The following is a 20,940-nucleotide window of genomic DNA, read 5'->3' on the forward strand; positions in this document are numbered from 1 at the left end:
GGGGGGGAAACGCCGCCTTGGACGCTCCGCGTCCCGCTGTAGATTTGCGCGATAGTGACGCAGAGCGTCACCGGATGCATTCCCACGCAGAGCGTGGGAACGATCCAGGCGGGACTCAGAACTTGTAGGCCTGGCGCCCGATCAGCAGCCATTTGCCTTTCTGCTTCTGCCAGACCTGGAAGTTTTCAATTTCGGTGGGCACCTCGACGCCACTGTTCACCGCCTGTGCGGAAAAGTGGTTGCGCACCAGGGCGGTGTCGCCATTGAGGGTGATGGTCTGTTTCTGCATTTCCAGGGTCTTGAAACCACTTCTGCCGGTTTCAATGTCGGCGATAAATTCCTGCTTGTTCTGGACCTTGCCGCTGGAATGGCCGTAGGTGAGGTTGTTCGCGGTGAGGGCCTGCAGTTGCGGGATGTCCTTGTGCAACATGGCCTGGGTCAGATGATCGACCGCAGCGGCTACATCCTTGTCACTTGCGGCGGGCGCGGCGGCCGCGTAACCGCTGAACAGGCACAGAAAACCAATCAGAACCTTGACGTTTTGCATGGGTGTTTCCTTGTTGTTGTGGGTACCGGGACGACTCGGATTGTGTTTTTAAGTCGTCGTACAACCATGCCGTATTTACCGGGATCAAGGAAAGTGAAATTTGTTCTTGGCTAGAAGATAAGCGCTGTTTGCCAGTATTGGTTGTCGTATCACTTGCGAAATAGCGGTCGGCACTTCCCGTGGAAATGGCACATAGCTATGCTGTGGCCGGCGACTTCATGGCGTGGATTCGCAACGACTGAGGAAAACAAAAAAATGACACCGGATCAAAAGTATGCGGCGGCCATGGTGCGCCTGGGTTATCAACTCAACGAGTTCAAGATCGGCGGCAACTACACGCCGCTGCTGAGGGACGGCAATCACGTCTACATCAGCGGCCAGATTCCGCGGGTGGGTGACGCCATCGTGTTGCCCGGCAAGGTCGGCGAAAGCCTCAGCCTGGCCGACGCACAGATTGCCGCGGGCGTCAGCGCACTGCGTTGCCTGGGGTTGCTCAAGCAGGCACTGGGTTCGCTGGACAAGGTCAAGGCGATCCTCAAGATCAATGTGTACGTGCGCAGCGCGGATGACTTCGACCAGCAAAGCGAAGTGGCCAACGGTGCGTCGGACCTGTTGAACGAGATCCTGGGGGCTGCCGGTTCTCACACGCGCACCTCGGTGGGCGTGCTGCAACTGCCCAAGGGTGCCGCCGTGGAAGTCGACATGATCGCTGTGGCGCAGGGCTGACATCGAGTGATCGCCGACGCTTTTACAGTCCTGATTCACTATGGGATTTATCTGCTGCCAGGGCTGATCCTGTTTGGCCTGTGGTTCGGCCTCACCCCGAAAACAATGCCGGGCGTGCGCATCGTTATTCTGCTGTTGGCGTTCGTGCTGATGCGCGATGCGATGACGCCGCTGGGCATGTGGTCGCTGAGCACTGAGGTGCAGATCCAGTTTACGGCCAACCCCTTCGTGCTGGCTGCGCTCGGCGGCTTGTCCCTTGGGCTGATTTCACTGCTCGCGCGCCTGGCTCCGGAGTTATGGCAACTGACGGTGCTGTTCAAGGGCAATCGTGCTGTGGGCCTGGCAGTGGGGCTGGTGGCCGGCTGTGTGATTGGCTTGCCATTGCGCCTGTATCAAGGCATCGAACCGGCGGCGATCCCGGCTTACTGGACCTGGATGATGGGCATGCTAGTGCTTGCCTACTGCGCCAATGCGCTGGAAGAGGTGCTGTTTCGCGGCTTCCTGCAGGGCTATCTCGAACAGCACGTTACGCCGCTGCTCGCGGCGTTGCTCAGCGGGCTGGCGTTCGCCGCGTGCCATTCATTTCTGGCGTTGAGCGTGACGCAACTGGGCTGGCCAGTGTTGGCCTTTACCCTGATTGAAGGCGTGGCCTGCGGGCTGGTGCGGATGCGCTACGGTGTGGTGGCGGCGACGGCCACCCATGGCACGGCGATCTTGCTGATTGCCGTGCCGATGGTGTGAACCGTCTCAGGCCTGTACATCAACGCCGATGTGGGCCTGGAGCCAGTCTTTGTAGACCGCGATGTTATCGGTCGACTGGTCGCCATTTTTCGCGGTGACAGTCTTGCCGTCCAGGCGCCCGATATCGAGCAGGTACTGAAGACCGTTGGCCACATGGGTGGCGTCGCTTTTGCTGAGTGACTGAACATCGGGCAGTTCGACGGCGTTGCCTTTATCGTCGAAGGTCGCCCATGAAGGATTGGCCCTGGCGGTGGCAACGGTTTGCGCGGTCGAGCGCACTTGCTCCTGATAGCTGGCTTCCAGCTTGGTCTTGATCTCGGGCGTGGCGTTGGTGACTTCAATCCTCCCGGCCCGCAGGGTGCCGTTTTCCATGGATTGTGTAAAAGTCTTCTGTCCCAGCGCTAACAGACTTGTCGTGCTTCCTATCATGGTGCCGCTCCCTTATTGGTAGCAGCAACAGAGCAAAACCCGGGCCATGTGCTGCATGCCTTGTGCGGCGCGGGCTGGGTGGTATTGCCGGGGCAGGGCGCAGGCCAGGAGTTGCCGGGGCTGGCAAAGGGTTGCCACGTCGGCTCGCGCGAGCGCATTTCAGAACGTTGGAAACTAAGTTCAGAATCTCCAGTCTGTAATAGCGTATCGCCACCTCTACAAGGAATTAACATGAAGCTTAAGGTCGTTTTGCTGGGCACGGTTTTGTTGGCTGCGCCGCTTTACCAAGCGGTTGCCGAGACGTGCAGGGCGAACAGTTATGGTGGGTCCGATTGCGAATACGACAATGGCACCTCTTCCAAGAGTCGCGCCAATAGCTACGGTGGGCAAGACACCCAATACAGCGATGGTACTTCCTCCAAGAGCCGCTCCAATAGTTATGGCGGGCAGGATATCCAATACGGCGACGGCACCTCGGCCAAGACCCGTTCCAACAGCTATGGTGGGCAAGACACTCAATACAGCGACGGCACCTCAGCCAAGAGCCGCTCCAATAGCTACGGCGGGCAAGACACCCAATACAGCAACGGCTCCTCCTCCAAGAGCCGCGCCAATAGCTATGGCGGGCAAAATACGACAAATAACTAATGGCCCCGCCGCGGCTTTCTACCTCACCAATGACCGCTCATACGCCACGGTCATCACCTGCCACGTCTGCGCATCCGCCGGAATCAAATGCTCGATGCGCAACGACGTTACCGTGATGTCCTGAGGCATGCCGAAGGTGGTGAAGGTCGACATGAAGTTCAGCTCACCTTCACGGGAGTTGACGCGTGTCAGCACCAGTGGCGGCGGTTCATTGACCAAGGCTTCGGTACTTAGCGGGGCCGGCAGGCTGTCCAGAAGCCTGGCAAGTTCGGAGTTGCCCAACGCCTCGCGCGTCGCCCGTTGCCAGGCGATGGTGCGGATTTCGTCAGCGTTGATCAAATGATCACCCAGGCCGCCAGGCTGTAGCAGGGTGACCAGCAAATTCAGCCCATCAGCCGCCTCCGGTTTGATCCCCACCAGCTCGAACAGCACCTGGGTACTGGCGTTGGCGGCTAGCACTTCCCAGTGGCTGCCCAGCACGATCGCCGGTGCAGGATTGTTCGCGTGGAGCACATGGCTGATTGCCTCGCGAATAGCCTCCATGGAGGGCGAGGAGAGCGGGGTTGCCTCATAGCGCGGGGCGAAGCCGGCAGCGAGGAACACGCTGTTGCATTGCTCCAGCGGAACCTCCAGCGCCATCAGCAAATTATGCAAGGTGCCCGGGCTCGGCTTGGCGCGCCCGGTCTCGATGCAGCTCAGGTGGCGTTGGGAAACCCCGGTGATCAGCGCCAGTTCCAGCTGGCTCAATCTGGCGTGCCGACGCAGCACGCGCAGTTGCGTGCCGGCGGTAGTGTCGGGGTTGGCGCGGGGGAAAGGTTGGCTGCTCATGGGTTGACTCTGGCCGTGCGGGTCGGTGGTGTCGATGACCTTCGAGGTCATTGAGAGGGGAACGACGTTATCACTAATGTGCAGCTTCCCGAACCGTTGTCTCCAAGGAGGAGAACATGCGCAGACCCTGGATTGCCCTGGCCGGGCTGTTGGCTTTTGCCCTGTACACATTGATCACGATGCTGATCGCCGAACAATCGCTCATGGCGTTCGGACGTGAATTGATATCGAGGCCGGATACTGCCCAGGTGGTGATTGACTTGTATCTGATGGCGGCCTTGGCGGGCGTATGGATGTACCGGGATGCGCGGGCCAGGGGCAAATCCCTGGCGTCGGTGTTGCCCTATTTACTGGTAACGGCGGTTTTCGTATCCATCGGTCCGCTGCTGTATATCGTGGTCAACGGGTTCCGCGAACCTTCAGGGGGCCGGTGATGGAGGTTTATGCGTTGTGCGTACTGGTGCTGTTCTTGAAGATGCTGGCGATCTCCTGTTACCAGGGTTTCTTTCGACTCAGATTCCGTGCATTCACTAACCACGAGGATGCAGCTTTCTTCCATCGCGATGCGAATCCAGAGGAGTTACCGCAAGTCTCCCGGGCCGAAAAGGCTTGGGCCAATGATCTGGAAAATATTCCGTTGTTCTTCATTTTGGGTGGCCTGTGCCTGGCGATGGAAACGCCAGGCACCGCTACCGCGGGGTTGTTCTGTCTGTTCACCGCTGCCCGTGTGATGCATACGGTGATGTATCTGAGCGGCCGCCAGCCCTGGCGCACCCTCGCTTATGGAGTGGGAGTGCTCTGTTTGTCGGGGCTGGCCGGTCTGCTTGGCGCTGGGCTGATAACAATCAAGGGGTGAGAAAGGCCTGATAGTTGTCCTTGGTGATCTGTTGATAGGGAATGGTCAGCTCCGCCGTGTAGGGCTGCTTCCTGATCATCTTCAGCGCCAGGTCAATCGAGCCGACGGCCTGGCCCTTGTTGTCCTGATAGGCCGTGACTACCAATAGATCTTTTTTGATCGCATCCAGGCCGGCGGGTCCGCCGTCGCTGCCGCCCACCAGGATGTCCTTGCCAGGGTGCATACCGGCCTGGGTAATCGCCATCGCGGCACCGATAGCCATTTCATCGGCATTGGCCGCCACGGCGTCGATTTTCTTGCCCGAGACGATCCAGTTGTTCATCAGGTCCATGGCCTTGCTGCGCTGCCAGTCGGCGCTTTGTTCTTCGACGATATGGATGTTGGGGTAATCCTTCAGTACGTTTTTCACGCCCTGTGTGCGGTTGTGGGTGGCGTTGTTGGAGAGCAAGCCGAGCATGATTGCGAGGTTGCCCTTGCCGTTCATTTTTTCCGCGAGGTAGCGCATCTGAATCTCGCCCGCTTTGATCTCGTCCGAGCCGACATAACCCACCCCGGCCGGCAGGACCGGGATGTCCGGGCGACGGTTGACGTACACCAACGGGATACCCGCCTGCTGGGCATTTACGGTCATTTTCTGGGTGGCGGCGGTGTCGACCGCGTTGACGATAATCGCGTCCATGCCTTGGGCAGAAAAGCTCTGCACCTGGTTCAGTTGGCGCACCACATCGCCTTGGGCGTCTTCGAATTGCAGGGTCACGTCGGTGAGGTCCCTGGCGTGGGTCGCCATGTAGTCACGCATCTGGGCGAGGAACACGTCGTCCACCTGGGCGATGCTGACGCCGATGCGTGTCTCGGCGAGGGCTAGCGGGGTAACGATGAGGGTCAGGAGCAAGGTCAGCAGCTGTTTTTTCATGGTGTCAGTCCGTTTTTTTGTTGTTTTGAAAGACGTTGAAAACATTCCTCAGCCTTGGCGTTTGGCGTGTAGTTGCGCAACGCGTTCGGCAAAGGTCTCGCAGGGCCAGCGTTCGTTCAGTGCCTGCAACATCAGTTGCTGCCCGGTTTGCGGAGCCAGGCCCTGTAAGGGTGGGTCGGTATCCAGGTTGGTGGGAAAGGAATAGCCATCGGCGGTGCAGGCGATCACCGCGTGCAGCGCCTCGCCATCCATGACGTTGTCCGCCAGGCGCTCCAACAGGCAGGGGTACAGCGCCAGCATCATCCGGTCGCGGTCCACAGCCTCCATCGTTTTGCCGAACGCCGAGGAGATTTGCAGCAGGTTGGCCATGCGCTGGCGGTCCGGTGTGCGATTGGTGCCAGCGGCGTGAAACAGGGCCGGGTTGAAGAACAGCAGGTCACCTTTGTTCAGCGGCAATTGCACGGCATGCTGCTGGAAGTACTCGATGAATTCAGTGCGCCTCCAGGCCAGGTAGCCCAGTGGGTATTGCTGGGAAAACGGCAGCAGTTGGGTCGGGCCGGTTTCCAGGGGCATGTCGCTATGGGCCACGGCCCCTTGCAGCGTGAGGTATTGGGACAGCGTGTGCAGGGGCAACGGAAAGCGCTCCACCACGTCGATGGTCTGGAACCCGAGGTGATAATCACGGTGCGGTTGCTGGGCTTGGCCACCGGGGTGCACCACGTTGACCTGGGCCGTGACTTGGTAGCCCGGGCCGAGCCAGGCTTGTGCGATCAACCCCAGCAGTGGGTTGGCGTAATATTCGACAAAGGATGCCGGCGACTGCAGTGCGGCCTTCTGTAATGAGTTCCAGATACGTCCGTTACTGCCGGCCTTGGCGAAGTGGTCGGCGGCCACACCTTGCGCAGCCTCTTGGGCAAAGATCGCTTCGAATACCTGGCTGTGACGGTCGACCACGTCCAGGTCGGCATAGCCCTGGCGCACCACCATCACTCCCGGCCCTTGGCTGAACAGGCGATGCAGTTCGTTCAGCACGGCGTGACGATCGCCGTTGCGCAGTGCCTGGGCCTGATAGATCGGGATGTTGCTGCACACTTCGGCGCAGTGCGGGTAGTCCTCGGCAGCAGCCTGCTGGGCACAGATCGAGTGAAAATCTTCCAGTTGCACCGCATCGGCGCTGACAAAGGCAGGCATCACGCACCCTCCACCAGGCTCAAGGCCTGATCGGGGCGTGGGGTGCCGCCGTCGCCACAGCCGATGACGCCTTGCTCCAGGTCGATCACCGTGCCGGTCATCATTCCCGACTCGCGTGACAATAGAAATGCCACGCTCCGGGCCACCTCTTCAGGTTTGAGCAGGCGGCCGAAGGGCTGTGCGGCTTCGGCGGCTTCCAACCAGGCATCCCCGGCACCGTGGTAGTGCCGCTGGATTTCATCCTCGTGCGGTGTGTCCATCCAGCCGATGTTCAAGCCGTTGACCCGAATCCGGTTGCGCAGGGCGCTGAACGCCACGTTTTTGGTCAGAATCGCGAGAGCGCCCTTGGACGCCGCGTAGGCACTCAAGAACGATTGCCCGCCGTGGCCGGTGACACTCTGGATATTGACCACTGCACCTTCAACCCTCTGGCTGATCATCAGCTTCAAGGCTTCCTGCATCAGGAAAAACGGCGCCCTCACATTGACCGCAAATAGTCGATCAAACAGTTCGGGGGAGGTGTCGAGAATGGTGCCGCGATCCGACATCCCGGCGCAGTTGATCAGCCCGTGGAGGGTGCCGAAGTGGGCACGGGCCGCCTCGATCACGGCGCGGCAGTCGCCAATCTGTTCCAGGTCCGCCTGGACAAACACCGCGCGGCAATCGAGCGCTGCCAACTGCCGTACTTGCTCCTGGCCCTGGTCCGGACGGCGTCCGCAGATGATCAGGCCGGCAGCACCGCGCCGCGCCAGGGTATGGGCGACGGCAGCCCCCAATCCCTGGGTGCTGCCGGTGACGACAAAGTATTGGCCTTTGAAGGTATGGCTGAGGTCGGTTGAAGGCATCGGGGTCTCCTGGGTTTTTGTTGTTTTGAAGGCCGGGCTCGACGCCGGGCAAAACTGAGACTAGCATTGCGGTCACCTCAACGAGTCTCAAAAAAACCTCAAAAAGACCTCAGGTCCAACAGCATGCTCGAACGCGCTAAACACTTTTCCATCAAGCAACTGGCCACCCAGGCGGGCGTCAGCAAGGCGACAGTCGATCGCGTCTTGCATGAGCGCGGCAGCGTGCACGCCCAAACCCGGCGGCGTATCGAACAGGCTCTGGATGAGCTGGAATCCCAGGAAAAAAATGGCCTGGCAGTAGGCCGTACCTTTCATGTCGATGTGATCATGCACACGCCCAAGCGCTTCAGTGCGGCGGTGCAGGCCGCCATCACCGCCCAACTGGGCAGCCTGGCACCGTTTCGTATCGCCCCGCGGTTTCATGTGTTCGAAGAGATCGAGCCTCAGGCGATGCACGACCAATTGCTGCGCTGCCTCGAGACCGGCAGCCAGGGTGTGGTGCTCAAGGCCGCGGACGAGCCGGCGGTGAATCTGGCGGTCAAGCACCTGGCGGCCGCAGGTATTCCGGTGGTGACCCTGGTCACCGATCTGCCCCACAGCGAGCGCATCGGCTACGTAGGCATGGATAACCGCACCGCTGGACAAACCGCCGCGTACCTTCTGTCCCGCTGGCTGTCACCCCAACCCCAGGAAGTGGCGGTGGTGATTGGCAGTGAATTGTTCCGGGGCGAGGAAGAACGCGAAATGGGTTTTCGCATGTGGCTGCGCGGCCGTGCGACGCACCTGCGGGTACTGGATATCAGCGGTGGGTACGGCGTGTATGACCGAACATTTGCCCGGGTCACCGATGCGTTGAAGCAGCATCCCGAACTGAAGGCGGTGTACAGCGTCGGCGGTGGCAACCGGGCAATTGTCGACGCCTTCGCGGCTCTGGATCGCCCGTTGGACGTGTTTATTGCTCACGACCTCGACGAAGAGAATCGCCAGCTGTTGGCTGAAGAAAAAGTCGCCGCGATTATCGATCACAACCTGCAGATCGATGCGCGCCATGTGTTCCTGCACATCCTGCAATTTCATCGGCTGTGGAAGGCTGGGCCGATTGCGCCGTCACAGGTACAGATCGTCACACCGTTCAACCTGCCGGACTGAATCTCCACACCCAATAACAATCCCAGGAGTTCGACCATGCTACGTATCGCTGTCCTTGGTGCAGGGCGCATCGCCAACATTCACGCGGCCAATGTCGCGGCCCATCCTGATGCCACTCTGGTGGTGGTCGCCGACCCCTGGCGGGAGGGCGTCGATGGCTTGGCTGCGCAGCTGGGTTGCGAGGCGGCCTATGACTGCGCAGCAGTGCTAAGTCGGGACGATATCGACGCGGTGGTGATTGGCACACCCACCGACACTCATATCGATTTGCTGCTGGCGGCCGTGTCCCAGGGCAAGGCCGTGCTGTGCGAGAAGCCCATTGACCTGGATTTCGCCAAGGCGCGGGCGGCGGCGCAAGCTGTGGAGCGCGAGGGCGGTAAAGTAATGCTGGGCTTCAACCGCCGCTTCGATCCCGACACGCTGCGCCTGCGCCAGGCCATCGACGCGGGGCAAATTGGTGCTGTGCGGCAGGTGATCATCACCAGCCGCGACCCGGGGTTGGCGCCACGGGATTACCTGGCACATTCCGGCGGCATCCTGCGGGACATGACCATTCATGACTTCGACATGGCGCGGCACCTGCTGGGTGAAGAGCCCATCGAAGTCAGCGCGATAGCCAGCCGGCTGGTAGATCCGAGCCTGGCGCAGATTGACGACTTCGACAGCGTGATGGTGCTGCTGCGCACCGCATCCGGGAAACAGTGCCATATCAACTGCTGTCGGGAGGCGGTCTACGGGTATGACCAGCGACTTGAGGTATCCGGGGCCAAGGGGGTGCTGCTCACGGATAACCATCGACCCAGCACCTTGCGCCATTGGAACCACGAGCACACCGAGGCGTTGGAGCCGTTGCAGCATTTCTTCCTGGAGCGTTATGCGGATGCCTACCGCAATGAGTTGGGGCAGTTTATCCAGGCACTGAGCGCGGGGCGCGCGCTGCCCACCAACATGCGCGATGGGCTGTATGCGTTGCACTTGGCGGACTGTGCGCTGGAGTCCATCAAGACCGGGCGAATGGTTGAGGTCAATTACGCTATTTAAGGTGTTGCCGGAGCGGGCATGCTCGCTCCGGCAGATTGCGCGTTAGATTTTTGCCAACGCCTGCGCCAGATCCGCCCGCAGGTCTTCCACGTCCTCAACCCCCACCGACAACCGCACCAACCCGTCACCAATCCCCAGCTGCGCCCGGGTATCTGCCGGTATGCTCGCATGGGTCATGATCGCCGGGTGCTCGATCAGGCTTTCAACGCCCCCCAGGCTTTCAGCCAACGCAAAGATCTTCACGTTTTCCAGGAAGCGTGTCGCTCCTGCCAGGTCGCTTTTCAGGTCCACCGAAATCATCCCGCCAAACCCGCGCATCTGCCGGCGTGCCAGCTCATGCTGCGGGTGTGATGCCAGGCCTGGGTAATAAACCCGCGCCACTTGCGGCTGTTGCTCCAGCCACGTCGCCAGTTCCAGCGCATTGCTGCAATGGCGCTCCATGCGCAGCGCCAGGGTCTTCACCCCGCGCAAGGTCAGGAATGCGTCGAACGGCCCGGCAATCGCGCCCACGGAGTTCTGCAGGAAGCCCAGGCGCTCGGCCAGTTCAGGATTCTGGCCGACCACCGCAATGCCGCCGATCACATCGGAGTGGCCGTTGAGGTACTTGGTGGTGGAGTGCACCACGATGTCGAAACCCAGCTCCAGCGGGCGCTGGATCCACGGGCTGGCGAAGGTGTTGTCGGCCACGCAGATGATGCCCCGGGCCTTGCAGATGCGGGAGATGGCACTGAGATCGGTCAGGCTCAGCAGCGGGTTGCTCGGGGTTTCGACCCAGACCATCCGCGTGTCGTCCTGCAGCGCGGCTTCGAAGGCCGACAGGTCGGTCAGGTCGACGAAGCTGAAGCGATGCCCGGCGCTGCGCTGGCGCACTTTGTCGAACAGGCGGAAGGTGCCGCCGTACAAGTCATTGCCGGAAACCACGTGGGAACCGGCGTCGAGCAGTTCCAGCACGGTGGAAATCGCCGCCAGCCCGGAGGCGAAGGCGAACGCCTGGGTGCCGCCTTCCAGGTCGGCCACGCAGCGTTCCAGGGCAAAGCGCGTCGGGTTGTGGGAGCGTCCGTAGTCAAAGCCTTTGTGAACGCCGGGGCTGTCTTGCAGGTAGGTGGAGTTGGCGTAGATCGGCGGCATCAGCGCCCCGGTGGTCGGGTCCGGGGATTGCCCGGCATGGATCACGCGGGTGGCGAAGGCGCTTTTATCGTGCTGGGTCATGCAAGGGATCTCCGTAGGTGATTGAGCAGGTCGACGCGGGTGATCAGGCCGTGAAAGCCCGAGGCGTCGGCAATGATTGCCACCAGCCCGCGATCCAGCTCGGCCTGCAATTGCGCAAGGCTGGCGCTGGGTGCGAGGGTGTGAAGGGCGTTGGTCATGGCGCTGCCCACGGTCATGGAAAAGTGCGCGGCGTTCTGATGCAGGCCGAGCAATACATCCGACTCGTCGAGCACCCCCACCAGTTGCTTGCCGTCCACCAGCACCGGCAGCTGTGAGACGTCGGCCAGGCGCATGCGCTGGAAGGCGGTGAGCAGGCTGTCGTCGGGGCCGACGCTGATCACCCGGCCATCCTCGAAACGACGGGCGATCAGGTCGCGCAGGTCGCCGTAGTGTTTGTATTGCAGCAGGCCGGCGTCGTTCATCCATTGGTCGTTGTAGACCTTCGACAGGTAGCGCGTGCCGGTGTCGCAGACGAAGGTGACCACGCGCTTGGGCTCGGTCTGTTCGCGGCAATAACGCAGGGCGGCGGCCAGCAGGGCGCCGGTGGAGGAGCCACCGAGAATGCCTTCGGCCCGCAGCAGTTGGCGGGCGTGGTCGAAGCTTTCTTCGTCGCTGATGGAATAGGCGTGGCGCACGCTGGAGAGGTCGGCGATCGAGGGGATGAAGTCTTCGCCGATACCTTCCACGGCCCACGAGCCGGGTTCGGTCATGGTGCCGCTGCGGCTGTACTCGGCCATCACCGAGCCGACCGGGTCGGCCAGCACCATGGCCAGGTCAGGTTGCACGCGTTTGAAGAAGCGCGTCAGGCCGGTGAGGGTGCCGGCCGAGCCAACGCCAACCACGATGGCATCCAGGTCATGTTGGGTCTGGGCCCAGATTTCCGGGGCGGTGCTGGTCTCGTGGGCCAGGGGGTTGGCCGGGTTGTTGAACTGGTCGGCGAAGAACGAATCAGGAATGTCCTTGGCCAGTCGCGCCGCCACATCCTGGTAATACTCGGGGTGGCCCTTGCCGACATCCGAGCGGGTGATGTGCACCTCGGCGCCCATGGCTTTCAGGTGCAAGACTTTCTCGGTGGACATCTTGTCCGGCACCACCAGCACCACCCGGTAGCCTTTGGCGCGTCCCACCAGGGCCAGGCCGAGGCCGGTATTGCCGGCGGTGGCTTCGATGATGGTGCCGCCGGGGCGCAGGCGGCCATCGCGCTCGGCGGCGTCGATCATGGCCAGGCCAATGCGGTCCTTGATGGAGCCGCCGGGGTTCTGGGATTCAAGCTTGAGGAACAGCGTGCACGGGCCGGTATCGAAGCGGCTGACCCGCACCAGCGGGGTATTGCCAATCAGTTCGAGCACGGCGGGGCGGGAAGCGGTGGGCATGTCGTCACCTGGCTACGGAAAGGGCGTATGGGATGGACAGCAGCGTTTACAACATGGTTTCGAACATAGGCCGGTATCGGGCCGCTCGCAACCGCGCGGCCGCCAGAATGTCTTTTTTTGGCGCATTGCTGCTTCATGACGGAGCACGGCTGGAGGCGATCCATCGGCGGGTTTTCTGTCAACCTCACGTATTCATTGGCTTGCAGCTGATTGGCCCAGGGATTGCTAAAAGAAATCCAAACTTGGATACAAGATGGAATCCTCAATGCGCAACGAACAACTCGGCTGGACCCTGGGTGAATGGCAAGCTGCCTACCGCAGCCAGGCGCTGACTCCCGATATCCTGTTGACCCTGGCGAGCACGTTTCCCTCCGAGGACAATGCCTGGATCAGCCAGGTGCAACCGCAGCAATTGCGTGACCAGCTGGCGCAGTTGGCCGAGCGGCTTGCGGCGGTCGACGGCGATATCGACCAGTTGCCGTTGTATGGCGTGCCGTTTGCCATCAAGGACAATATTGATGCGGCGGGTTGGGAAACCACGGCGGCGTGTCCGGAGTTTGCCTATCGCGCTGCGGCGGATGCCACGGTGGTGACCCGGCTGCGGGCGGCCGGGGCGATCCTGATGGGCAAGACCAACCTCGATCAGTTCGCCACCGGCCTGGTCGGTACACGCTCGCCCTACGGCGCGGTGGGCAACAGTTTTAACCCGGACTATGTCAGCGGCGGTTCCAGCTCGGGTTCGGCCTCGGTGGTTGCCCGCGGGCTGGTGGCGTTTTCCCTGGGCACCGACACCGCCGGTTCCGGGCGGGTGCCGGCGGGCTTCAACAATATTGTCGGGTTGAAGCCGACCAAGGGGCGCTTGTCCAACACCGGACTGGTGCCGGCCTGTCGTACCGTGGACTGTATTTCGGTGTTTGCGCTGACGGTTGAAGATGCCGAGACGGTTGCGGGCCTCGCTGCTGCTTACGACGCCAGCGACGCCTATTCACGCGTCAATCCCAACACTGCTCCTGTAGCGGTCGGCGCCACGATCAAGCTGGCGGTTCCGGCCAGCCTGGAGTTTTTTGGCGACGCGCAGAACCAGGCCGTATTTGAACAGGCGCTGCTCAGGTTCCAGTCCCTCGGCGCCGAAATCACGGCGGTGGATTTCAGCCCGTTTCAGCAACTCGCCGAGCAGCTCTATTACGGCTCCTGGGTTGCGGAGCGCACGGTGGCACTGGAAGGCATGCTCGCCAGCAACGCCGAAGCGATCAACCCGGTGGTGCGTGGTATTGTGGAAAACGGTCACACGTACAGCGCCTGCGATGCCTATAAAGCCGAATACCTGCGCGCCGAACTGAGCCGCCGCATCAACGACACCCTGGCCGGTTTCGACGCCTTGCTGGTGCCGACATCGCCGACGATCCGCACCCTGGCGGAAATGGCCGTGGAGCCGGTGCTCTACAACTCGCAGTTTGGCTTCTACACCAACTTCACCAACCTGGCCGACCTCTCGGCACTGGCCGTGCCCGCCGGGCTGCGCAGCGACGGCCTGCCGTGCGGCGTCACCCTTATCGCACCGGCCTGGCACGACGCCGCCCTGGCGCATCTGGGCAAGCGTTGGCAGGCCGGCCTTGATCTTCCGCTGGGCGCTACCCAACGCAATCTGCCGCAACCGGCACCGGCGCGACAGGCGCCAGGCAGCGTGCGGGTGGCAGTGGTTGGGGCACATCTCACCGGGATGCCGCTGAACTTCCAGCTGACCAGCCGCAACGCCGTGCTGGTGGAGCAAACCCTGACAGCGGGCAACTACCGCTTGCATGCACTGCCGGGCACGGTTCCGCCCAAGCCGGGGCTGGCCAGGGATGACTCGGGCCGCTCGATCATCGTCGAGCTGTGGGACATGCCTGTCGCACGCTTTGGTGAGTTCGTCGCCGAGATCCCTGCGCCGCTGGGCATCGGCAACCTGACCCTGGCGGATGGGCGCAGCGTAAAGGGGTTTATCTGCGAGCCCTGGGCCCTGGCAGGCGCTACTGACATCACCGAATTCGGCGGCTGGCGCGCCTACATGGCGAGCAGGAAATAGCCATGCAGCTCTCGACCATGAGAAAGCCCAGCGAACGGCCGGACAGCCTGGCGGAACGGGTTTACCAGCAGTTGAAGGACGACATCTTCGACTTTCGTTTGTTGCCGGGTGACCGCTTCAGTGAGGGTGACGTGGCCGAGCGCATGCAGGCCAGCCGTACGCCGGTGCGCCAGGCGCTGTATCGGCTGGAGCGGGAAGGGTACCTGGAGGTGTTTTTCAGGAGTGGCTGGCAGGTGCGGCCGTTCGACTTCAACTATTTCGAAGAGCTTTACGACGTAAGAATCGTGCTGGAGTTGGCCGCCGTCAGCCGCTTGTGTGGCATGGCGGAGCAGGGGCTTGAACGGCTTGAAGCGATCTGGCGGGTGGACGAAAGTGCGCGGCTGGATGACGCACAGGTCGTCTGCGCGCTGGATGAGGAGTTCCACTGCGGGTTGGTGCAGGCCACGGGCAACGCTGAAATGGCGCGCATGCATTACGAGATAACCGAGAAAATCCGCATCATTCGGCGGCTGGATTTCACTCAGCAATCACGTATCGCAGCGACCTATGAGGAACACGCAAGCATCCTCGATGCGATCTCGGCACGGCACCGCGATCTGGCGCAGCAACTGCTCAAGACTCACATCGAGGTGAGCAAGCAGGAGGTGCGCAAGATCACGTTGCATCGGTTGGCGGTGGCGAGAGGATAAGCCCTCCGTGTCCTGTGGCGAGGGAGCTTGCTCCCGCTGGGGTGCGAAGCGCCCCCAAAACCGGTCACCTTATGTTACCTGCCGAAAATGTGGTGCCTGAATGGGGGCTGCTGCGCAGCCCAGCGGGAGCAAGCTCCCTCGCCACAGGTTATTCCCGCGCGGCTAATACGTGTTGCAATCGGCTTTCCAGCGTCTCACTCGCCCTCAACATCGGCGCCCGCAACTCACTGCCGATCAAACCCTCCATCGCCAGCGCGGCCTTCACCGGCGCCGGATTGGGCTCCACGAACAGTGTGTGAATCAACGGCAGCAGCCCGAAAAACGTCTCGCGAGCCGCCAGCAACCGGTTGTCGCGAACCTGTCGATGCAGCGCCACAAAATCCGCGGTACGCACATGCGCCGACGCGGCAATCGCGCCGGTCGCTCCCAGGCACAGCGCGTTGAATATCTGCACATCCTCGCCACACAACACATCCACATTCCCGCTGGCCAGCAGCGCCAGGGTATTGGCCAGGTTGCCGCCACAATCCTTGATCGCGACGATCCGTTCATGGGCGACGATGTTCAGCAACGTCGCCTGTTCGAAGGCGATACCGGTGCGGTAGGGAATGTCATACAGAATGATCGGCACACTGGACGCATCGGCCACGGTGCGGAAGAACGCTTCAAGGCCCGCCTGGGACGGGCGGATGTAGCTCGGCGGCGGTACCAGCAAACCGGCCACCGCGCGTTGCTGGATTTCACTCTGGAACTGCAGCAGCTCAATCTGGTTATACCCCGCCAGGCCCATCACCACCTGCTGCGGCGGTACCAGTTCCAGTACGGCATCCAGCATCGCCAATTGCTCACGGCGGCTCAGTGCTGCGGCTTCGCCGGTGGTGGTACAGACCATGATCCCGGCCACGCCTTGTTCCAGCAGATGGCAGACCAGGCGGCGCAAGCCGATGAAGTCGATGGCGCCGTTATGAAACGGTGTAACGACGGGAACCCAGATACCTTGAAACGATGACATGCGCTTTCTCCTGATGGTTGACCGATTTCGTCACCGTCAGAAGGGCAGAGGGAAGTAAGCAAGAGGAGGGGGCCTTCGCGCTCAATGTCCTGTCAGCTCATCTGACGGGACAGCGCGCCCCGGTCACATGAGCGACTGTTTCTTCGATTTGAGGGCGTGCGCAACGCAACCTTGCGCCTTGGCAATCAAGCCAATGACGGAAAAGTTGAAGGTCGTTGCAGACATTGAGGACACACCCTGAAGAAGGCGCTTATCTTTATGGATTATTACAGGGTGTGTCAACTCACGGCGATCAGTCGCGGTTCAACCAGTGGCGCACGAAACGCACCTGCTCTGCCGACAGTTCTGCGTCTTCCGGCGCGCCGATGAAACCGCCGTGGGGCATTGCTTCAAAGATGTGCAGTTCCACCGGTACCTCGGCCCGGCGCAGCGCCCGGTGCAGGCGTACGGCGTTGGACAGGAACAGGTCGCGGGTGCCGCTTTGCACGAACGTCGGCGGGAAGCCTGGTGCGAAATCCCCGAACAGCGGCGACAGGTACGGGTGAGACAAATCCGCGCCAGCGGCGTACAGCAGGTTGGTGCTCATCAGCGGGTTGGGCAACACCACGTCGACGGTGCGGTTGACCTGGAAGCTGTCGCCCGATTCGGTCAGGTCCACTTCAGGTGACAGCAATACCAGCGCGGCCGGCAGCGGCAAGCCTTCGTCGCGGGCGCGCAGCACCATGGCAGCGGCGAGGTTGCCTCCGGCCGAGCGTCCGCCGATCACGATCTTGTCCGGGGTGTGGTGCTTCAGCACATGCCGGTAGGTGGCCATACAGTCATCGAGTGCCGCCGGGTACGGATGGTCAGGCGGCATGCGGTAGTCCACGCCGTAGCAGGTCAGGTTGTGCAGGTCGGCGTGCTTGCCGGCGGCGAGGCGGACGTTTTCGCCGCCACCGAACACCAGGGCGCCGCCGTGCAGGTCGATATAGGCGAACTCGGCCCCGTATGCCGGCGTCGCCCGGTACACGGTGGCGTCTTCCACGGTGAATGTCTCAACGTGGTCTGCCGTCTGTCCCGTCTGGGACGCCGCGTACTGTTGGGCAACTGCGGCCTGCATGCGGCGCCAGCCAGCGTGGTCATCGGATGCGGGCAGGGTGTACAGGCTGTTCAGCGGCACGCCATCGGCGTTCACCATGCGTTGCAGCATCGCCTGGGCCTCGGGGCTGATGGACCGCGGAACCGGGATGATTCGCGGGTCGATCCTTACACCATTACTCATTCTCTGCACCGTTTGGGTTCATGTCAGGACGCGAACGCATTCTTGTCGGTAGCGGTACTACACTGCAAGTCCGAACCTCCACGCTGGAGAACACTCATGCTCAGCAAAAACACGGTGTGCCTTTGGTACGACGGCAGTGCACTGGACGCTGCCAACTTCTACGCCAGGACCTTCCCGGACAGCGCAGTGACCGCGGTCCATCACGCCCCTGGGGATTATCCGGCGGGCAAACAGGGCGATGTGTTGACCGTGGAATTCACCGTCATGGGTATTCCTTGCCTGGGGCTGAACGGAGGCTCCGGCGTGCAGCACAACGAGGCGTTTTCGTTCCAGGTGGCCACCGACGACCAGGCGGAAACCGACCGCTTGTGGCACGCGATTGTCAGCCATGGCGGCCAGGAAAACGTCTGCGGCTGGTGCCAGGATAAATGGGGGGTGAGATGGCAGATTACCCCGCGTGTACTGAGCGCGGCGATCACCCACCCCGACCCGGCAGCGGCCAAGCGGGCGTTTGACGCGATGATGGGGATGACCAGGATTGATATTGCGGGGATTGAGGCGGCGCTCAAAGGTTGATGCACCGATTGAGTCAATCGGCGCCCACCGCCGTCCGGTCCACCAGACGAATACGGTTGCGTCCACCGCGCTTGGATTCATACAGCGCCGCGTCGCCTTGTTCGATCAAGGCCGCGAGGCTGGCGGGGGGCGTGTCGAACAGGCTGGCGCCGATGCTCAATGTCACCGCTTCGGGCGTGGCGAAGGCCTGCGAGGCAGCCTGATGAAACTGTTCGCGCAGGGCGCTGCCCAGCGCGACAATGCGCGCGTTCGAGGTGTCATTAAGCAGGATCACGAACTCGTCGCCACCCAACCGCGCCGCCAGCGAATCATCGGGCAACTGCGCGCGAATCATCTCGCTCAGGGCCACCAGCAGCCGGTCGCCCGCGGTATGGCCGTACAGGTCGTTGATCAGCTTGAAATTGTCGATGTCGATCAACAGCAGGGCACCCGGCCGGGCCTGCGACACCTCGCTCAGCAGGCTCGGCGCGCGCATTTCAAGAGCGCGGCGGTTGTACAGCGCGGTCAACGGGTCGCGGGCGGCCAACCGTGCAATCTGTTCCTCACGGCGGTAGCGCTCGGTGCCGGTCATCGACAATGCAATCAGCATGATCGCCATGGCGCCTTCCACCAGCGACACCTGAATGATCTCGCCACGAAACGCCGTCAGGTCGATCAGTGTCCCCGGCACGATCGCCACCAGCGACTTGGCCAGATAGAACAGCCCGTGGGCCAGCAGCACATAGCGCAGTTGCACCGCGCCCACGCTGAGTGATCGGCCATGGGGGCGCAACAGGAAACTGGCCCGCAGGGTCGGCAGGGCAACCAGCAGCGAGTTGGCCAGCAGCATGGCCCTGGACCACGACTGTCCTTCCGGCAACAGCAGCATGGCAAACCAGGCCACGAACATCAGGTACCAGGCGCGAGACAGGCGCACCTGGGTGAAACGCGCAACGCCCAGCAGGAACAGCCAGTGGGCGGTGATCAGCAACCCGTTGGCGAACCAGATGCCGATCAACAGCAGGCCGCTGGCCCGCAACAGCGCCAGGGTGCTGCCCACGCTGATGATGGCGAAACCGGCAGTCCAGTACAGCAGCGATGGCTCGCGGACATTGCGCCACTCGACGGCCAGGTACAGCGCGGCGGCGCCTGCCAGTGCGATGGTGAGGACCAGTATGGTGATGGGGTCGAGCGCCATGGGCGAACTGGCCTGCCTGAGTTGCGGTGAGACGGCGATTGTAAGCGTTTTCGCCGGTTTTTCGCAGTGCTCAGGCCCTGCGCGCCATCAGCAATACCGTCGCGGCGGCCGACAACAACCCCGCACAGCAGCGGTTGAAAATCCGCTTGCCCCGAGGCTGCGCGAACCAGCGGCGCATATGCAAACCCATATAGGCGTAGGCGCTGATGGCGAACCATTCCAGCGCCAGGAACATCGCTCCCAGCAGGGTAAATTGCGGCGTGATCGGATGTGCCGGGTCGACGAATTGCGGCAGGAAGGCGGTAAAAATCAGGATTGCCTTGGGATTGCCGGCGGCCACCAGGAACTCCTGTCGCGCCAAGGCCCACAAGCCCGCCTTGGGCGCCGTCGACTCAGCCTCCGCGTGCGGATTGGACCGCCACAGTTGATACGCCAGATAGAATAGATACGCCGCCCCCAGAATCTTGATCCCGTAGAACAACAACTCCGAGGTTTGCAGCACCACCGCCAGCCCGGCGGACGCGAGGGCGATCATCCCGGCAAAGGCCAGCAGTCGCCCGACGCCTGCCAGGCACGAAGTGCGGTAGCCGTAGCGGGTGGAGTTGCTCACGGACAGCAGGTTGTTCGGGCCTGGCGCCATGTTCAGGGCGAAGCAGGCCGGGAGGAAGAGGGTGAGAGTGGCGAGGTCCATGGGGGGGCTCCGGCGGGCGCTGGCAGGTAAGGCCACGAGGATAAGGGATGTGAGGCGGTTGAACAATTTGCGCTAATGGGTAGAACCGATGGCGCTCTGGCCATGTCTGTGAGTCGTGGGTAAATAGATCGGTCACCATGACGCTCATTCGTTAATATGCCCGGCATGCCAATCGGGTAAAGGAAGTTGGCGTGAAGCACGAAGCGCTTTTCCCGGGAATTAAAAATAGAGTAGGCAGGGAATGGAATATCCTTCATTTGAAAACAAATCAAAAAAAAGAACCTTGTTGTTGGTGGTGTGTCTGTTATTTGGAACATGGATTGCTTATACGCTCTGGGCCGGTCGCATTGTAATGCGAACGGTTTTAATGCCATCGATTCCCGAGTGGACGACCTATATAGTCATTGGTTGTCTGGTTGGACTCTTTTTTGCTGCAAGGGCTACCTACTATCGTCCGGCTGTAAGAAACCCGAACCGTGTTGGAGAATCTTTTTTTGGTGGTTTTTGCCTGGGTCTGATTTTGTCCTTGCACAGTTATGACGTCATTACGTACCTGTTGCCCGGCGACATTGTTCAGTATGCGTCACCTTACGAGCTGGTGACTCCGGGGCCCTACGTTGGAAAGTTCAGTCGTTGTGAGGCGGGTCTGCGGATTAAGGATTTAAAGACTGAGCGCTGGGTTGCGCTTTGTACCACTCAGTCGGAATTCAACGATCAAAGAAAGACAGGCATGAATGCAGTGTGGGTGACTGCTCATTCAAACAAGATAGGTTCTTATATCGAGGCGTATGAATTTATTTATAAATAAATCATGTCGTCGTTGTACCAGCCTTCGTTCATAAGCCAATGACTCATTGTTGGCCGGGAGGGGAAGGTTTCGGTTTGCCATCAGCCACTTGTGTCTTGCCACAAACTTGCTGCGTTGCATTCGGCAGTATTGCGCCCCCTTGAAAGCCTCAGATGAACAGATCCG

The 20,940-nt window shown here is 61.4% G+C and carries 23 protein-coding genes; 11 read left to right on the forward strand and 12 right to left on the reverse strand.

Features of this window, described 5'->3' with window-relative positions:
• Positions 1 to 115 precede the first annotated feature (115 nt).
• Positions 116 to 547, reverse strand: coding sequence for a nuclear transport factor 2 family protein (locus AC3WKX_RS03155; RefSeq protein WP_003215089.1), 432 nt, complete (start codon positions 545 to 547; stop codon positions 116 to 118).
• Between the two features lie 255 nt (positions 548 to 802).
• On the opposite strand from AC3WKX_RS03155, the gene AC3WKX_RS03160 reads away from it, so the two are divergent.
• Both AC3WKX_RS03160 and AC3WKX_RS03165 read left to right on the forward strand, forming a co-directional pair.
• Positions 803 to 1,273: a RidA family protein gene (locus AC3WKX_RS03160; RefSeq protein ID WP_102604950.1), complete on the forward strand. Its 471-nt coding sequence runs from the start codon at positions 803 to 805 to the stop codon at positions 1,271 to 1,273.
• A gap of 6 nt (positions 1,274 to 1,279) precedes the next feature.
• Positions 1,280 to 2,014, forward strand: coding sequence for a CPBP family glutamic-type intramembrane protease (locus tag AC3WKX_RS03165; RefSeq protein ID WP_102604949.1), 735 nt, complete (start codon positions 1,280 to 1,282; stop codon positions 2,012 to 2,014).
• A 6-nt stretch (positions 2,015 to 2,020) separates the two neighbouring features.
• On the opposite strand, the gene AC3WKX_RS03170 is transcribed toward AC3WKX_RS03165, so the two are convergent.
• Positions 2,021 to 2,386: a hypothetical protein gene (locus AC3WKX_RS03170; RefSeq protein WP_003215095.1), complete on the reverse strand. Its 366-nt coding sequence runs from the start codon at positions 2,384 to 2,386 to the stop codon at positions 2,021 to 2,023.
• 288 nt (positions 2,387 to 2,674) lie between these two features.
• Between AC3WKX_RS03170 and AC3WKX_RS03175 the strand changes: the two genes are divergently transcribed.
• Entirely contained in the window at positions 2,675 to 3,091 is a 417-nt protein-coding gene (locus AC3WKX_RS03175) for a hypothetical protein (protein ID WP_003215097.1), read from the forward strand.
• A gap of 18 nt (positions 3,092 to 3,109) precedes the next feature.
• On the opposite strand, the gene AC3WKX_RS03180 is transcribed toward AC3WKX_RS03175, so the two are convergent.
• Positions 3,110 to 3,919, reverse strand: coding sequence for a helix-turn-helix domain-containing protein (locus AC3WKX_RS03180; protein WP_173883029.1), 810 nt, complete (start codon positions 3,917 to 3,919; stop codon positions 3,110 to 3,112).
• Positions 3,920 to 4,035: 116 nt separating this feature from the next.
• On the opposite strand from AC3WKX_RS03180, the gene AC3WKX_RS03185 reads away from it, so the two are divergent.
• Together AC3WKX_RS03185 and AC3WKX_RS03190 are read left to right on the forward strand one after the other, a co-directional pair.
• Complete coding sequence (locus AC3WKX_RS03185) at positions 4,036 to 4,353, forward strand: DUF2834 domain-containing protein (RefSeq protein WP_003215101.1); 318 nt, start codon at positions 4,036 to 4,038, stop codon at positions 4,351 to 4,353.
• Complete coding sequence (locus AC3WKX_RS03190; RefSeq protein WP_102369213.1) at positions 4,353 to 4,775, forward strand: MAPEG family protein; 423 nt, start codon at positions 4,353 to 4,355, stop codon at positions 4,773 to 4,775. The genes AC3WKX_RS03185 and AC3WKX_RS03190 overlap by 1 nt, the downstream gene beginning before the upstream one ends.
• Here AC3WKX_RS03190 and AC3WKX_RS03195 read toward each other — a convergent pair.
• Genes AC3WKX_RS03195 through AC3WKX_RS03205 form a run of 3 tightly spaced genes read right to left on the reverse strand, consistent with a single transcriptional unit; the run spans position 4,765 to position 7,724 of the window.
• Complete coding sequence (locus tag AC3WKX_RS03195) at positions 4,765 to 5,688, reverse strand: substrate-binding domain-containing protein (protein WP_102604947.1); 924 nt, start codon at positions 5,686 to 5,688, stop codon at positions 4,765 to 4,767. The genes AC3WKX_RS03190 and AC3WKX_RS03195 overlap by 11 nt on opposite strands.
• A gap of 48 nt (positions 5,689 to 5,736) precedes the next feature.
• On the reverse strand, positions 5,737 to 6,879 hold the full coding sequence (locus AC3WKX_RS03200) for a phytanoyl-CoA dioxygenase family protein (protein ID WP_102604946.1): 1,143 nt from the start codon (positions 6,877 to 6,879) through the stop codon (positions 5,737 to 5,739).
• On the reverse strand, positions 6,879 to 7,724 hold the full coding sequence (locus AC3WKX_RS03205) for an SDR family oxidoreductase (protein WP_003215109.1): 846 nt from the start codon (positions 7,722 to 7,724) through the stop codon (positions 6,879 to 6,881). Before AC3WKX_RS03205 ends, AC3WKX_RS03200 begins: the two co-directional genes overlap by 1 nt.
• 123 nt (positions 7,725 to 7,847) lie before the next feature.
• Here AC3WKX_RS03205 and AC3WKX_RS03210 point away from each other — a divergent pair, with 123 nt between their 5' ends.
• The gene (locus tag AC3WKX_RS03210) at positions 7,848 to 8,873 is read left to right on the forward strand and encodes a LacI family DNA-binding transcriptional regulator (protein WP_003215111.1); all 1,026 of its coding nucleotides are present in this window, start codon (positions 7,848 to 7,850) and stop codon (positions 8,871 to 8,873) included.
• A 36-nt stretch (positions 8,874 to 8,909) separates the two neighbouring features.
• A complete protein-coding gene (iolG, locus tag AC3WKX_RS03215; RefSeq protein WP_102604945.1) occupies positions 8,910 to 9,914 on the forward strand; it encodes an inositol 2-dehydrogenase in 1,005 nt (334 codons plus the stop codon).
• Between the two features lie 42 nt (positions 9,915 to 9,956).
• Here iolG and AC3WKX_RS03220 read toward each other — a convergent pair whose 3' ends face one another.
• Positions 9,957 to 11,123, reverse strand: coding sequence for a cystathionine gamma-synthase (locus AC3WKX_RS03220; protein WP_102604944.1), 1,167 nt, complete (start codon positions 11,121 to 11,123; stop codon positions 9,957 to 9,959).
• Positions 11,120 to 12,496 carry a pyridoxal-phosphate dependent enzyme gene (locus tag AC3WKX_RS03225; RefSeq protein WP_102604943.1) on the reverse strand — a complete coding sequence of 459 codons (1,377 nt, stop codon included), beginning with the start codon at positions 12,494 to 12,496 and terminating at the stop codon, positions 11,120 to 11,122. Before AC3WKX_RS03225 ends, AC3WKX_RS03220 begins: the two co-directional genes overlap by 4 nt.
• Before the next feature lie 265 nt (positions 12,497 to 12,761).
• On the opposite strand from AC3WKX_RS03225, the gene atzF reads away from it, so the two are divergent.
• Positions 12,762 to 14,561 (forward strand): allophanate hydrolase, encoded by a 1,800-nt coding sequence (gene atzF / locus AC3WKX_RS03230; protein WP_102604942.1) that lies wholly within the window; start codon positions 12,762 to 12,764, stop codon positions 14,559 to 14,561.
• Between the two features lie 2 nt (positions 14,562 to 14,563).
• Positions 14,564 to 15,250 carry a GntR family transcriptional regulator gene (locus tag AC3WKX_RS03235; protein ID WP_003215120.1) on the forward strand — a complete coding sequence of 229 codons (687 nt, stop codon included), beginning with the start codon at positions 14,564 to 14,566 and terminating at the stop codon, positions 15,248 to 15,250.
• Between the two features lie 148 nt (positions 15,251 to 15,398).
• Here AC3WKX_RS03235 and dapA read toward each other — a convergent pair whose 3' ends face one another.
• Together dapA and AC3WKX_RS03245 are read right to left on the reverse strand one after the other, a co-directional pair.
• Complete coding sequence (dapA, locus tag AC3WKX_RS03240; RefSeq protein ID WP_102604941.1) at positions 15,399 to 16,262, reverse strand: 4-hydroxy-tetrahydrodipicolinate synthase; 864 nt, start codon at positions 16,260 to 16,262, stop codon at positions 15,399 to 15,401.
• 292 nt (positions 16,263 to 16,554) lie between these two features.
• Positions 16,555 to 17,523, reverse strand: a complete 969-nt coding sequence (locus tag AC3WKX_RS03245) for an alpha/beta hydrolase (protein ID WP_102604940.1) — start codon at positions 17,521 to 17,523, stop codon at positions 16,555 to 16,557.
• 96 nt (positions 17,524 to 17,619) lie between these two features.
• On the opposite strand from AC3WKX_RS03245, the gene AC3WKX_RS03250 reads away from it, so the two are divergent.
• Entirely contained in the window at positions 17,620 to 18,099 is a 480-nt protein-coding gene (locus tag AC3WKX_RS03250) for a VOC family protein (RefSeq protein WP_087695027.1), read from the forward strand.
• Between the two features lie 13 nt (positions 18,100 to 18,112).
• Here the strand turns inward: AC3WKX_RS03250 and AC3WKX_RS03255 are convergent, their stop codons facing one another.
• Positions 18,113 to 19,276, reverse strand: coding sequence for a GGDEF domain-containing protein (locus AC3WKX_RS03255; RefSeq protein WP_008436297.1), 1,164 nt, complete (start codon positions 19,274 to 19,276; stop codon positions 18,113 to 18,115).
• 70 nt (positions 19,277 to 19,346) lie between these two features.
• On the reverse strand, positions 19,347 to 19,967 hold the full coding sequence (locus tag AC3WKX_RS03260; RefSeq protein WP_102604939.1) for a LysE family translocator: 621 nt from the start codon (positions 19,965 to 19,967) through the stop codon (positions 19,347 to 19,349).
• A 241-nt stretch (positions 19,968 to 20,208) separates the two neighbouring features.
• On the opposite strand from AC3WKX_RS03260, the gene AC3WKX_RS03265 reads away from it, so the two are divergent.
• Positions 20,209 to 20,775, forward strand: a complete 567-nt coding sequence (locus AC3WKX_RS03265; RefSeq protein WP_102604938.1) for a hypothetical protein — start codon at positions 20,209 to 20,211, stop codon at positions 20,773 to 20,775.
• Positions 20,776 to 20,940: the final 165 nt, after the last annotated feature.

Source organism: Pseudomonas sp. GP01-A4 (assembly GCF_058780865.1).